Annotated in this window: 1 protein-coding gene; it reads right to left on the bottom strand. The window is 74.0% G+C overall.

The window, feature by feature from the left end:
- Window position 1 precedes the first annotated feature (1 nt).
- A complete protein-coding gene (locus tag O3438_RS02255; protein WP_269678321.1) occupies window positions 2–14,344 on the bottom strand; it encodes a type I polyketide synthase in 14,343 nt (4,780 codons plus the stop codon).
- Window positions 14,345–14,362: the final 18 nt, after the last annotated feature.

The raw sequence follows: 14,362 nt of genomic DNA, 5'->3' as shown, positions 1-14,362 counted from the left end.
GTCAGGACGCGCCGAGCCGGCGGTCGATGAACGCGAACAGCTCGTCGTCGCTGGCTTCGTCGAGCGTTTCGGTGACCGGCGCGGACGCCCCGGTCACCTCGGCCCACTGGCCGGTGAGTGCCTTCAGCCGGGCCGCGACGGCGTCCCGCACGGCCAGTTCGGCGACCTCGTCCGGCAGCAGGGCGGTGAACGCCTGCTCCAGCCGGGCCAGTTCGTCGAGCAGTCGCGGGGCGCGGGCCGGGGCGAGCGTGCTCAGCAGGTGGTCGGCGAGAGCGCGCGGCGTCGGGTAGTCGAAGGTGAGTGTCGCCGGCAGGCTGAGCCCGGTGGCGGCGTTGAGGCCGTTGCGCAGTTCGACAGCCGCGAGGGAGGTGAACCCGAGGCCGGTGAACTCCAGGTCCGGGTCGACGGTGTGCGCTCCCCCGTCGCCGATCGTGGCGGCCACCTGGGTGAGGACGACGGTCAGCACGGCCTCGCTCCGGGCAGCCGGGTCGGTCGAGGCGATCTGCTCGGCGAGCGTACGGTCGGGTCCGCGTCGGTTGGTGCGGCGCTTGGGCGCCTCCCGGAGCAGGCCGCGGAGCACCGCCGGCACACTGGCCGGGGTGGCGGTCGGGTCGAGGCGCAGTGGCACCAGGGCCGGCTCGGCGGCGGCGAGGCTCAGGTCGAACGCGGTCAGGGCCTGCGCCTCGGTCATCGGTAGGACGCCGGTGCGGGCCATCCGGGCCAGGTCGGCCTCGGTGAGGGTGGCGGCCATGCCGGCGGCCCACGGCCCCCACGCCAGCGAGGTGCCGGGCAGGCCGGCCCTTCTGCGGTACGCGGCGAGCGCGTCGAGGAACGTGTTGGCTGCCGCGTAGTTGCCCTGCCCCGGTCCGCCGACGACGCCGGCCGCCGAGGAGAACAGCACGAACGCTGTCAACTGCCGGTCCCGGGTCAGCTCGTGCAGGTGCCAGGCGGCCTCGGCCTTGGGGCGCAGGACGGTGGCGACGCGGTCCTCGGTCAACGCGGTCACCACTCCGTCGTCGAGCATCCCGGCGAGGTGGACGACAGCGCTCAGGTCGGTGAGGCCGTCGAGCACCTTGGCCAGCGCGGTGCGGTCGGCGGCGTCGCAGGCGACCACTGTCGCGGTGGCTCCGACGGCGGCGAGGTCGCGGACCAGGGTGTCGGCGCCCGGGGCGTCCGGGCCCTGCCGGCTGAGCAGCACCAGGTCGGTGACGCCGTGCCGGGTGACCAGGTGGCGGGCGACGACAGGGCCGAGTCCGCCGAGGCCGCCGGTGACCAGCACGGTCCCGGTGCCCAGTCCGGCGGTATCGGCGCTGTTCGTCGCGTACGCCGTGAGGACGGGGGTGAAGACACCGTCCACGCCGATGGCGATCTGGGACTGCTCGGCTGCCGCCGCGGCCCGGATCTCCGCCTCGCCGGTGCCAGGCTCGGCGTCGACGAGCGTGAACCGTCCGGGGTGCTCCGACTGGGCGGCACGGACGAGGCCCCAGACGGCGGCTCCGGAGAGGTGGGTGATGTCGCCGTGTGCGGCTCCGGCGGTGACCACTGTGAGGCGGGTGTCGGAGTCGACAGCCGACTGGAGGGCGGCGAGCGTGCGGGCGGTGGCGGTACGCGTGGCGGCCACGGGGTCGGTGCCGTCCGCCGGGATCCGCAGGATGACGGTGTCGGGGTCGCCGGCGGCGGGTAGGTCGACCGCCCTCCAGTCGAGGCGGTGCAGCACCGACGGCGGCGCGTACGCCCGCAGCCGCAGGGCGGCCACGGAGACGACCGGGTCGCCGACGGCGTCCGCGAGGGTGACCTGGACGGAGTCGCCGACGCTGAGGCGGACCTGGGCGGCGGTGACGCCGGGCTGGTGGACGGTGACGCCGGACCACGCGAACGGCACACTGGCGGCGCCGTCGCCGGTCTGGTCGTCGAGGCCGAGAGCGTGCAGGGCGGCGTCGAGCAGGGCCGGGTGGATGCCGTAGCCGTCGACGCCCACGTCGTCGGGGAGCACGACGTCGGCGTGCACTGTGCCGTCGGTGTCGCGCCAGGCGGTCCGGACGCCCTGGAACGCCGGCCCGTAGTCGAGGCCGCGTCGGAGCAGCTCGTCGTAGAGCCCGTCCACGTCCAGTGGTGTCGCGGCGGCCGAGCGGCCCACCGGGACGACCGGCGTCTCGTCGGGGGGTGCGAGAGTGCCGGTGGCGTGGGCGGTCCAGGTCGTACCGTCGGTGCTGGCGTGGATGGTGACCGGCCGGCGGCCGTCGTCGGTGGCCGGGCCGACCCGTACCTGGATCTGGGCACCTCTGTCGTCGAGGACGAGCGGGGCGGCGAGGACCAGGTCGTCGAGCCGGTCACCGGCGCCGGCCGCGAGGGCGGCTTCCACGAGCGCGGTGCCGGGGGCCAGGAGGGCGCCGTCGACCCGGTGGTCGGCGAGCCACGGCACTGTCGCGACCGACCAGTGGCCGGTGAGGACGCGTTCCCCGCTCGCCTCGGCGAGGGTGATCGCGGTGTCGAAGAGCGGGTGGCCGGTGCGGTCGCGGCGCACGGCGGCCGGGCCGGTCGGCCAGTAGCGGCGGTGCTGGAAGGCGTAGGTGGGCAGGTCGACCAGCCGTCCGCCCGGGTGGCACGGTGCCCATTCGACGGCGACGCCGCGTACGTGGGCCTGCGCGAGGGCGGTGAGCAGCGTGGTGGGTTGGTCGCGGTCGGAGCGTTGCAGGGGTACGAACACCGCGTCGCTGACGCAGTCCGCGCCCATGGCGGAGAGCACCCCGTCGGGGCCGATCTCGACGAACGTGCTGACGCCGACGGCTTCCAGTGTGGTGATGCCGTCGGCGAACCGGACCGCCTCGCGCACGTGCCGCACCCAGTAGGCGGCGTCCTGGGTCTCGGCGACCTGCCCGGTCAGGTTGGACACGATCGGGATGCGCGGCGACTCGTAGGTCAGCGTCGCCGCCACCTGGGCGAACTCGGCCAGCATCGGCTCCATCAACACCGAGTGGAACGCGTGACTGACCCGCAGCTGCTTCGACTTGAAACTCGCTGCCACGGCCGCCACCTCGTCGGCAGCACCAGACAGCACCACCGAGCGGGGGCCGTTGATCGCCGCGACGCTCACCCCGTCGGTCAGCAGCGGCAGCACCTCGGCCTCGGTGGCCCGTACCGCGACCATCACGCCACCGGTCGGAAGGGCCTGCATCAGGCGACCCCGAGCGGTGACCAATGTCGCCGCGTCGGCCAGGGACAGCACCCCGGCGACGTGCGCGGCGGCGATCTCACCGATCGAGTGCCCGACCAGGAAGTCCGGCGTGACACCGAACGACTCGACAAGGCGGAACAACGCGACCTCGACGGCGAACAGCGCTGCCTGGGTGTAGACGGTCTGGTCCAGGTCGGTTCCGTCGGCGATGACGTCGCGGATCGGCCGGTCCAGGTGCCGGTCCAGTTCGGCGCAGACGGCGTCGAACGCTTCCGCGTACACCGGGAAGGTTTCGTGCAGGGCCAGGCCCATGCCCGGTCGCTGGGAGCCTTGACCGGAGAAGACGAAGGCGAGCTTGCCGTCGACCACGTCGCCGGTCACCAGGCCGGCATCGGTGCGGCCCTCGGCGAGCGCTTCGAGGGCGTCCGGGCCGAACACCACGGCCCGGTGCGGGAACGCGCCGCGCGTGCTGAGGGTGTGTCCGACGTCGGCGGGGTCCAGCGCGGGGTGGGTCTCCAGGTGGGTCAGCAGCCGGGTGCCCTGGTCGCGGAGACCGTCGGTGGTGGTCGCGGTGAGCGGCCAGACCGTCGGCCCGCTGACCGGGTGTCGGGGCACTGGTGTCGGTTCGGGGGCGGCTTCCAGGATGACGTGGGCGTTGGTGCCGGAGACGCCGAACGAGGACACGGCGGCGCGACGCGGGCGGCCCGGCACTGTCCACTGCCGTTCCTCGGTGAGCAGTGAGACCGCTCCGGCCGACCAGTCGATGTGCGGGGACGGGTCGTCGGCGTGCAGGGTGCGGGGCAGGACGCCGTGCCGCATCGCCTCGATCATCTTGATGATGCCGGCGACACCGGCGGCGGCCTGGGTGTGGCCCATGTTCGACTTGATCGAGCCGAGCCACAGTGGTTGGTCGTCGGGGCGGTCCTGGCCGTAGGTGGCGAGCAGCGCCTGGGCCTCGATCGGGTCGCCGAGCACTGTGCCGGTGCCGTGCGCCTCGACGGTGTCGACGTCGGCGGTGCTCAGGCCGGCGCTGGCCAGCGCGGCGCGGATGACCCGCTGCTGGGCGGGGCCGTTGGGGGCGGTCAACCCGTTGGAGGCGCCGTCGGAGTTGACGGCGCTGCCCCGGATCACGGCGAGGATCGGGTGGCCGTTGCGGTGGGCGTCGGAGAGGCGTTCGACGACGAGCATGCCGACGCCCTCGGACCAGCCGGTGCCGTCCGCCCCCGCGCCGAAGGACTTGCAGCGGCCGTCGGCGGAGAGCCCTCGCTGACGGGAGAACTCGATGAAGGTGCCCGGGGTGGCCATCACGGTGACGCCACCGGCGAGCGCCATGGTGCACTCGCCGTTGCGGATCGCCTGGACGGCGAAGTGCAACGCCACCAGTGACGACGAGCAGGCGGTGTCCACTGTGACCGCCGGTCCTTCCAGCCCGAACGTGTACGCGATCCGGCCGGAGATGACGCTGCCCGCGTTGCCGATGCCGAGCAGGCCCTCGACGGCGTCGCCGTCGGGGTCGAGGCGGGACACGTAGTCGTGGTACATGACGCCGGCGAAGACACCGGTGCGGCTGCCGCGGACGGTCGCCGGGTCGATGCCGGCCCGTTCGAAGGCCTCCCACGAGGTTTCCAGCAGCAGCCGCTGTTGGGGGTCGGTGGCGAGGGCCTCGCGCGGGCCGAGCCCGAAGAACGGGGCGTCGAAGTCGGCGGCGTCGGCGAGGAACCCGCCGGATCGGGTGTACGAGGTCCCGGGGTGATCCGGGTCGGCGTGGTAGAGGCGGTCGACGTCCCAGCCCCGGTCGGCGGGGAAGTCGCCGATCGCGTCGCTGCCGGTCTCGACGAGTCGCCACAGGTCCTCGGGTGAGCTGATCCCGCCGGGGTAGCGGCAGGCCATGCCGACGATGGCGATCGGCTCGTCGGCGTGGCCGGACGCGGCGACCTCCGGGGTGTCGGGACGGTCGGCGCCGATCAGCGTCTCGTGCAGGTGGGCGGCGAGGGCGGCCGGGGTCGGGTGGTCGAAGACGAGGGTGGCCGGCAGTCGCAGGCCGGTCGCGGCGTTCAGGCCGTTACGGAGCTCGACGGCGGCGAGCGAGTCGAACCCGGTCTCCTGGAACGCCTTGCCGGGGGCGACCGCCTGCCCCGAGCCGTGGCCCAGCACGCTCGCGACGTGGGTGCGGACCAGGTCGAGGAGGGCTTCCCGTTGGTCGGCCGGACGCAGTGCCGCGAGTCGCTGGACCAGGGAGGCGTCGCCGGTGGCGGCCCGCGCGGTGCCCCGTCGGGTAGCTCGGATGAGGTTGCGCAGCAGCGGGTGGACGGTGGCCGGCGCGTGACGGCCGGAGGTGAGCCGCAGCGGGACGACAGTGGTGTGGTGGCCGGCCGCGTCGAAGAGGCCGAGACCGTCCTCGGGTGTGATCAGGGCGAGGCCGCCCCGGCTGAGTCGCTGGACCGCGTCCGGGTCCAGGTCGGCGGCCATCCCGGCGGCCCACGGCCCCCAGGCGAGCGACGAGGCCGGCAGGCCGGCCTGGTGGCGGAGGTCGGCGAGGGCGTCGAGGAAGGCGTTCGCGGCAGCGTAGTTGGCCTGGCCTGGGCTGCCGAGCAGGCCGGCGGCCGAGGAGAACGTCACGAAGGCGGTCAGGGGATGCCCGGCGGTGAGATCGTGCAGGTGCCAGGCGGCGTCGACCTTCGGGCGGAGCACCGCGGCGAGGCGTTCGGGGGTGAGCGCGGTGACCACACCGTCGTCGATCACCCCGGCGATGTGCAGGACGCCGGTCAGGCTGCCGACACCGTCGATGGCGGCGGCGAGAGAGTCGCGGTCGGCCAGGTCACAGGCCAGGACGGTGCTTGTCGCGCCGAGTGCGGAGAGTTCCGCGGTCAGGTCGGCGGCCTCCGGGGCGTCCGGGCCACGTCGGCTGAGCAGCAGCAGGTCGGTGACGCCGTACCGGGTGACCAGGTGCCGGGTGAGCAGCCGGCCGAGGGTGCCGAACGCGCCGGTGACGAGGACCGTGCCGGTGCCGAAGTCGTGGCCGTCGGCGGGTGCGGTGACCCGGGCCAGGCGGGGTGCGCGCAGCATGCCGTCACGGACGGCGATCTGCTCCTCGCCGGTGGCGAGCACGGCGCCCAGGTGGTCGTCGCCGTCGGTGTCGATGAGCAGGAACCGGCCGGGGTTCTCGGTCTGGGCGCTGCGGACCAGACCCCAGACGGCCGCGCCGGCCAGGTCGGTGACCGCGTCGTCGGGGCCGCTGGCGACCGCGCCGCTGGTGACGACGGCGAGTCGGACGTCCCGCTCGACGGCGTCGCGCAGCGCCGCCAGGACGGCGGTCGTGGTGGCATGGGTGGCGGTGATCGGGTCGCCGGTGGCGGTGGCGGGTACGCGCAGCACCTCGGTCCCGGTGCGGTCGGAGGTGCCGGGTGCCTCGACCGGAATCCAGTCGAGTCGGTGTAGGCCGTCGGTGCTGGCGGTGCGCTCGGCGTACCGGCGCAGCACCAGGGAGTCGGCGGTCAACAGGGTCCGCCCGAGGGTGTCGGTGAGGTGGACGCTGACGGCGTCGGTGCCGGCGTCGGCCAGCCGCACCCGGGCGGTCACCGCGCCGGAGGCCCGCAGTGTGACGCCGGACCAGGCGAACGGCACCCGGGCCTGACCGTCGTCGTCGCCCAGGACGCCGAGGCCGAGCGGGTGCAGGGCGGTGTCCAGCAACGCCGGGTGTACGCCGTACCTGCTGCCGTCCACGCTGCTGGGCAGCTCCACTTCGGCGTGGACGGCACCGTCGGCGTCGAGCCAGGCCTGGCGCAGCCCGCGGAACGCGGGGCCGTAGTCGAGACCCCGACGGCGCAGGGCGTCGTAGAGACCGGTGGTGTCGATCGCCTCGGATCCGGCGGGTGGCCAGGCGGCCGGCGTGGCCTCGTCGAGGGTTTCGGCGGTGCTGAGGGTGCCGGTGGCGTGGGTGGTCCACCGGATGCCGTCGGGGCTGGCGTGGACGGTGACGGTGCGGCGGCCGGAACCGTCGTCGGCGGCGGTGCGGACCTGGACCTCCATCCGTTGCTCGCCGACGACCAGCGGGGCGGCCAGGACGAGGTCGTCGACGCGGTCACAGCCGACCTCGACGCCGGCGGCGAGGGCGAGTTCGAGCAGCGCGGTGCCGGGGACGACGACGTCACCGGCGACCTGGTGGTCGGTGAGCCACGGCAGGGCGGTCCGCGACCAGCGGCCGGTGAAGATCCGTTCGTCGCTGTCGCCGGCGAGGGTGAGCATGCCGCCGAGCAGCGGGTGGTCGACGGCGTCGCCGTTGCCGGTCACCGTGGCGGCGGGCCAGTAGCGCTGGTGCTGGAAGGCGTAGGTGGGCAGGTCGATCAACCGCCCACCGGTCAGGCAGGGCGTCCAGTCGACAGCGACGCCACGCACGAAGGCCTGCGCGAGGGCGGTCAGCAGCGTGGCAGGTTGGTCCCGGTCAGAGCGCTGCACTGGTACGAACACCGCGTCGCTGACGCAGTCCGCCCCCATGGCGGAGAGCACCCCGTCGGGGCCGATCTCCACGAACGTGGTGACGCCGAGGGCTTCCAGTGTGGTGATGCCGTCGGCGAACCGGACGGCCTCGCGCACGTGCCGCACCCAGTAGCCGGCGTCCTGCGTGTCGGCGATCTGGCCGGTCACGTTGGACACGATCGGGATGCGTGGTGACGCATAGGTGAGGGATGCCGCGACCGACGCGAACTCGGCCAGCATCGGCTCCATCAACACCGAGTGGAACGCATGACTGACCCGCAACCGCTTCGACTTGAAACTCGCCGCCACGGCCGCGACCTCGCCCGCCACACCGGACAGCACCACCGAGCGGGGCCCGTTGATCGCCGCGACGGACACGCCGTCAGTGAGCAGCGGGAGCACCTCGGCCTCGGTGGCCCGCACCGCGACCATCACCCCACCGGCCGGCAACGCCTGCATCAGCCGACCTCGCGCGGTGACCAGCGTCGCCGCGTCCGGCAGGGACAGCACACCCGCGACGTGCGCGGCGGCGATCTCACCAATGGAATGCCCCACCAGGTAGTCCGCTGTGACGCCGAACGACTCGACAAGGCGGAACAACGCCACCTCGACGGCGAACAACGCCGACTGCGTGTAGACCGTCTGGTCCAGGTCGTCGCCGTCGGCGATGACCTCGCGGATCGGCCGGTCCAGGTGCCGGTCCAGCTCGGCGCAGACCGCGTCGAACGCCTCCGCGTACACCGGGAACGTGTCGGCAAGGGCCAGGCCCATGCCCGGGCGTTGCGAACCCTGACCGGAGAAGACGAAGGCGAGGGTGCCGTCGACCACGTCACCGGTCACCAGACCGGCATCGGTGCGCCCCTCGGCGAGTGCCTCCAGGGCGTCCGGGCCGAACACCACGGCCCGGTGCGGGAAGCTGCCGCGTCGGGTGAGGGAGTGGCCCAGGTCGACCGGGTCCGCGTCGAGGTACGGCAGCAGCCGCCCGGCCTGGGCGCTCAACGCGCCCGGCTCGGCGGCGCCCAGCGTCCACGGCACCGGCAGGGCAGCCGGCGTCGGCGGCGCGGCCTGGGGTTCCGGCGTCGGAGGCGCTTCCAGGATCGCGTGGGCGTTGGTGCCGCTGATACCGAAGGAGGACACGGCGGCGCGGGCCGGACGGTCCACGTCGGGCCACGGCTGCGGCTCGCTGAGCAGCGACACCGCCCCGGAGGCCCAGTCGACGTGCGGGGTGGGTTCGTCCACGTGCAGCGTGCGGGGCAGCACCCGGTGCCGCATCGCCATGACCATCTTGATGATCCCGGCGACCCCGGCCGCCGCGACGGTGTGCCCGATGTTCGACTTGACCGAGCCGAGCCAGAGCGGTCGCCCGGTCGGGCGGTCCTGCCCGTACGCGCTGAGCAGCGCCTGCGCCTCGATCGGGTCGCCGAGCCGGGTGCCGGTGCCGTGTGCCTCGACCGCGTCCACGTCGGTCGGGCCGAGGCCGGCGTCGGCCAGTGCCGCCCGGATGACCCGCTGCTGGGCGGGGCCGTTGGGGGCGGTCAGGCCGTTCGACGCGCCGTCCTGGTTGACCGCCGTGCCGCGCACCACGGCGAGGACACGGTGACCGTTGCGGACGGCGTCGGAGAGCCGCTCGACCAAGAGGATGCCAGCGCCCTCGGACCAGCCGGTGCCGTCCGCGCCCGCCGCGAACGACTTGCAGCGGCCGTCGGCGGACAGGCCCCGCTGGCGGGAGAACTCCACGAACGCGTCCGGGCTGGCCATCACCGTGACGCCGCCGGCCAGCGCGAGGGAGCACTCGCCGGACCGTAGCGAGCGGACGGCCAGGTGCAGCGCCACCAGCGACGACGAGCAGGCGGTGTCCACGGTGACGGCCGGGCCCTCCCAGCCGAGGGTGTACGCGATCCGCCCGGAGGTGACACTTGCCGCCGTGCCGGTGAGTCGGTACCCCTCGACCCCGTCGGCGATCTGGTCACCCGTGCCGTAGCCGGAGAAGGACGCCCCGACGAAGACACCAGCGGGTTCGCCGCGCAGGCCGGCGGGGTCGATACCGGCCCGCTCGACCGCCTCCCACGCGGTCTCCATCAGCAGTCGCTGCTGCGGGTCCATGGCCAGCGCCTCGCGCGGTGAGATGCCGAAGAACGCCGCGTCGAAACCGGCGACGTCGGCGACGAACCCTCCAGCGCGGGTGTAGGAGGCGCCGGGCTGGTCCGGGTCGGGGTCGTAGAGGGCGTCCAGGTCCCACCCACGGTCGGCGGGGAACCCGGCGATCGCGTCGGCGCCGGACTCGACGAGACGCCACAGGTCCTCGGGTGAGCCGACGTCGCCCGGGTAGCGGCAGGCCATCCCGATGATGGCGATGGGCTCGTCAGGGTTGCCGGCCGACGGTGCGACGGTGTGCGCCGTGCGATCCGCGCCGGACAGCAGGGTGTCCAGCTCGGCGGCGAGGACGGCGGCGTACGGGTAGTCGAAGGCGACGGTGGTCGGCAGGCGCAGGCCGGTCGCGGCGGCGAGGCGGCTGCGCAGCTCCACAGCGGTCAGCGAGTCGAAGCCGAGTTCCCGGAAGGGACGGTCGGCCGGGACGGCGTCGGCGGAGTCGTGACCGAGGACTGCGGCGGCCTCGCTGCGTACCAGGTTCAGCAGGTACGCGCGGCGTTCCTCGACGGTACGGCCGGCCAGCAGGTCGGTGGCCGGGCCGGTGGACTGCGGCTGCTCCTCGACGTCGGTGAGCAGCGGGCTGAGCAGGGGGCTGGTGCGTCGTACCGTGAAGGCGGGTCCGAAGCGTGACCAGTCCACGTCGGCGACCACGACTGTGGTGTCGCCGGCGGAGACGGCGTGGGTCAGCGCGGCGATGGCGCGGGCGGGGTTCATCGCGGTGACGCCGCGCCGGGCGAGCTGGGCGGAGACGTCGGCGTCGGCCATGCCGCCGCCGGCCCACGGGCCCCAGGCGATGGCGGTGGCGGGGCGGCCCTGGGCGGCCCGGCGGGCGGCGAGGGCGTCGAGGTACGCGTTCGCGGCGGCGTATCCGCCCTGGTCACCGCTGCCCCACACGCCCGCGATGGACGAGAAGAGCACGAAGGCGTCCAGGTCGTCGCCGAGGAGTTCGTCGAGGTGCCGGGCACCGAGCACCTTCGCGGCGCCGAGTTCACCGATCTCGGTCGGGTCCAGCCCGGCCAGTGGGGTCAGGTGGGCGACGCCGGCGGTGTGCACTACCGAACGGACCGGGGTGCCGTCCGCGCGGAGCGTCGCGACGAGGGCGGCGAGGGCTTCGCGGTCGGTGACGTCGCAGGCTGCGGCGGTGATGTGGCAGCCGGTCCCGGCCAGCTCCGCGGTCAGGGCGTCCAGGCCGGGGGCGTTCGCGCCCCGGCGGCTGACCAGGACGACCCGCTCCGCGCCGTTGTGCGCGGCCCAGCGGGCGACGTGGGCGCCGAGCGCGCCGGTGCCGCCGGTGACCAGGACGGTGCCGGTCGGCTGCCAGGGTTCGGTGGCCGGGGCGGGCGCACGGTCGATGCGACGGGCGTGCAGGCCGTCGGCACGGATCGCGACCTGGTCTTCGCCGGTGCTCCCGGCCAGGACGGCGGCGACCTGGTCGGTGACGTCGCCGGCCAGGTCGACGAGGCCGCCCCAGGTGTCCGGGTGTTCGAGGGCGGCCACCCGGCCGAGACCCCAGATCGCGGCCTGGGCCGGGTCGGGTGCGATGTCGTCGGTGCCCGTGGTGACGGCCGCGGTGGTGACGGTCCAGATCGGCGCGGTGATCCCGGCGGTCGTCGCGGCCTGGATCAGGGCGAGCAGGTCGGCCGTGGCGTCGAGGTCGCCGGTACGCGAGGGCACGTGGAGGATGCCGGCCACCTCGTCGGTGAGGTGCCTGGCGTCGCCGATCTCGGGGGTGGCCCCGTGTCGGGTCAACAGGTCGTGCAGCTGCCGGGCGGTCGGGTCCGCCGGGTCGGCGACGATGCGCCACGCCCCGGCGAGGGTGCCGGCGGGTGGGGCGTCGACGGGCTGCCAGGTCTCCCGGTAACGCCACTCGTCCGGGGTGCTGCTCACCGGTTTCGGCAGGTCCGGCCAGTAGTAGCGGCGTTGGAAGGCGTACGTGGGCAGGTCGATCGTGCGGGCGCCGGGGTGGCACGGCGTCCAGTCGACGGCGATGCCGCGCACGAAGGCCTGCGCGAGGGCGGTCAGCAGCGTGGAAGGTTGGTCCCGGTCAGAGCGTTGCACTGGTACGAACACCGCGTCGGCGACGCAGTCCGCGCCCATGGCGGATAGCACCCCGTCGGGGCCGATCTCCACGAACGTGTTGACGCCCAAGGACTCCAGTGTGGTGATGCCGTCGGCGAAGCGCACCGCCTCGCGCACGTGCCGCACCCAGTAGCCGGCGTCCTGCGTGTCGGCGATCTGGCCGGTGACGTTGGACACGATCGGGATGCGTGGTGACGCATAGGTGAGGGATGCCGCGACCGACGCGAACTCGGCCAGCATCGGCTCCATCAGCACCGAGTGGAACGCGTGACTGACCCGCAACCGCTTCGACTTCTCGAAGTGCGCCGCGACGGCGGTGACCTCGTCGGCAGTCCCGGAGAGGACGATCGAGCGTGGGCCGTTGATCGCCGCGACGGACACCCCGTCGGTCAGCAGCGGCAGCACCTCGGCCTCGGTGGCCCGTACCGCGACCATCACCCCACCGGCCGGCAACGCCTGCATCAACCGACCCCGCGCGGCGACCAGCCTGGCCGCGTCCGGCAGGGACAGCACCCCCGCGACGTGCGCGGCGGCGATCTCACCGATCGAGTGCCCCACCAGGAAGTCCGCTGTGACCCCGAACGACTCGACAAGGCGGAACAACGCCACCTCGACGGCGAACAACGCCGACTGCGTGTAGACCGTCTGGCCCAGATCGTCGCCCTCGGCGATGACCTCCCGGATCGGCCGGTCCAGGTGCCGGTCCAACTCCGCGCAGACCGCGTCGAACGCCTCCGCGTACACCGGGAACGTGTCGGCAAGGGCCAGGCCCATGCCCGGCCGCTGCGAACCCTGACCGGAGAACACGAACGCGAGAGGGCCACGGGTGACGGTGTCCCGCACCACGCCGGAAGCGCCGCGGCCCTCGGCGAGCGCCGTCAGCGCGGCGAGCCGATCCGCCGGGTCGGTGCTGGTGATCGCGGCGCGGTGTCGCAGGCCGGCGCGGGTGGTGGCCAGCGAGTACGCGACGTCGCCGGGGTCGACGTCACTGTCGATGAGGTGGCGGGCGAGGCGGGCCGCCTGGGCGTGCAGGGCGGCGTCGTCGTGACCGGAGAGCAGCAGCGGCGCCGGGACGGTAACCGGCTCGCGGCCCGCCTCCTCGTCGCCGGCCGGGGCCTGCTCGACGATGACGTGGGCGTTGGTGCCGGAGACGCCGAAGGCGGAGACACCCGCTCGCGCCGGTTGGTCGCCGGACGGCCAGGGGCGGGCCTCAGTGAGCAGCTGCACCGCACCGGCCGACCAGTCGACGTGCGGGGTTGGCGCGTCGACGTGCAGGGTCTGCGGCAGGGTGCGGTGCCGCATCGCCATGACCATCTTGATGATCCCGGCGACACCGGCGGCGGCCTGGGTGTGGCCGATGTTCGACTTGATCGAGCCGAGCCAGAGCGGGTCGCGCTCCCCTCGGTCGCGGCCGTACGTGGAGAGCAGCGCCTGCGCCTCGATCGGGTCGCCGAGCACCGTGCCGGTGCCGTGCGCCTCGACCACGTCCACGTCGGCGCCGGTGAGGCCGGCGTTGTCCAGGGCGGCCCGGATGACCCGCTGCTGGGACGGCCCGTTCGGTGCGGTGAGACCGTTGGACGCGCCGTCCTGGTTGACGGCGGTGCCCCTGATCACGGCGAGCACGGGGTGACCGTTGCGGCGGGCGTCCGAGAGCCGTTCCACCAGGAGCAGGCCGACGCCCTCACCCCAGCCGGTGCCGTCGGCGGCCGAGGCGAAGGACTTGCAGCGGCCGTCCGCCGCGAGGCCGCCCTGGCGTTCGAACTCCTCGAACGCGCCGGTGGTGCACATGACTGTCGCGCCGCCGGCCAGCGCCATCGTGCACTCGCCCTGCCGCAGCGACTGGACCGCCAGGTGCAGCGCGACAAGCGAGGACGAGCAGGCGGTGTCGACGGTGATGGCCGGGCCTTCGAGTCCGAAGAAGTACGACAGGCGGCCGGAGACCACGGCTGCCGCGTTTCCGGTCAGCAGGTGACCCTCGTCGGCGATCGGCGTCCGCATCAGCACCGACGCGTAGTCCTGGGTGTTGGAGCCGACGAAGACGCCGACCTGGCGCCCGCGCAGCGACAGCGGGTCGACGCCGCCGCGCTCCAGTGCCTCCCAGGCGGTCTCCATGAGGAGGCGTTGCTGCGGGTCCATGGCGACGGCCTCGCGCGGCGAGATGCCGAACAGCGCGGCGTCGAACTCACCGGCCGCGTCGAGGAACCCCGCCGGGCGGGCGTACGAGGCGGCCGGGTCCCAGCCACGGTCGTCCGGGAAGCCCGACAGGGCGTTGGCGCCTTCGGCGACGAGTCGCCACAGGGCCTCGGGCGAGTCGACGCCGCCGGGATACCGGCAGGCCATACCGACGACAGCGATGGGTTCCCGCTGCGCCTCGGTGAGCCGGCGGTGCTGGTGGCGCAGACGCTCGTTCTCCTTCAGGGAGGAGCGCAGTGCCTCGACGAGCTTGTCGCTGGAGGTGGCCATCATGAGCTCCGCACGTCG

The sequence above is a fragment of the Micromonospora sp. WMMC250 genome (genome assembly GCF_027460215.1).
In the GTDB taxonomy this organism is placed as follows: domain Bacteria; phylum Actinomycetota; class Actinomycetes; order Mycobacteriales; family Micromonosporaceae; genus Micromonospora; species Micromonospora taraxaci.
The sequence above is the reverse complement of the archived record's forward strand: the minus strand, read 5'-3'. Positions and strand labels throughout refer to the sequence as shown.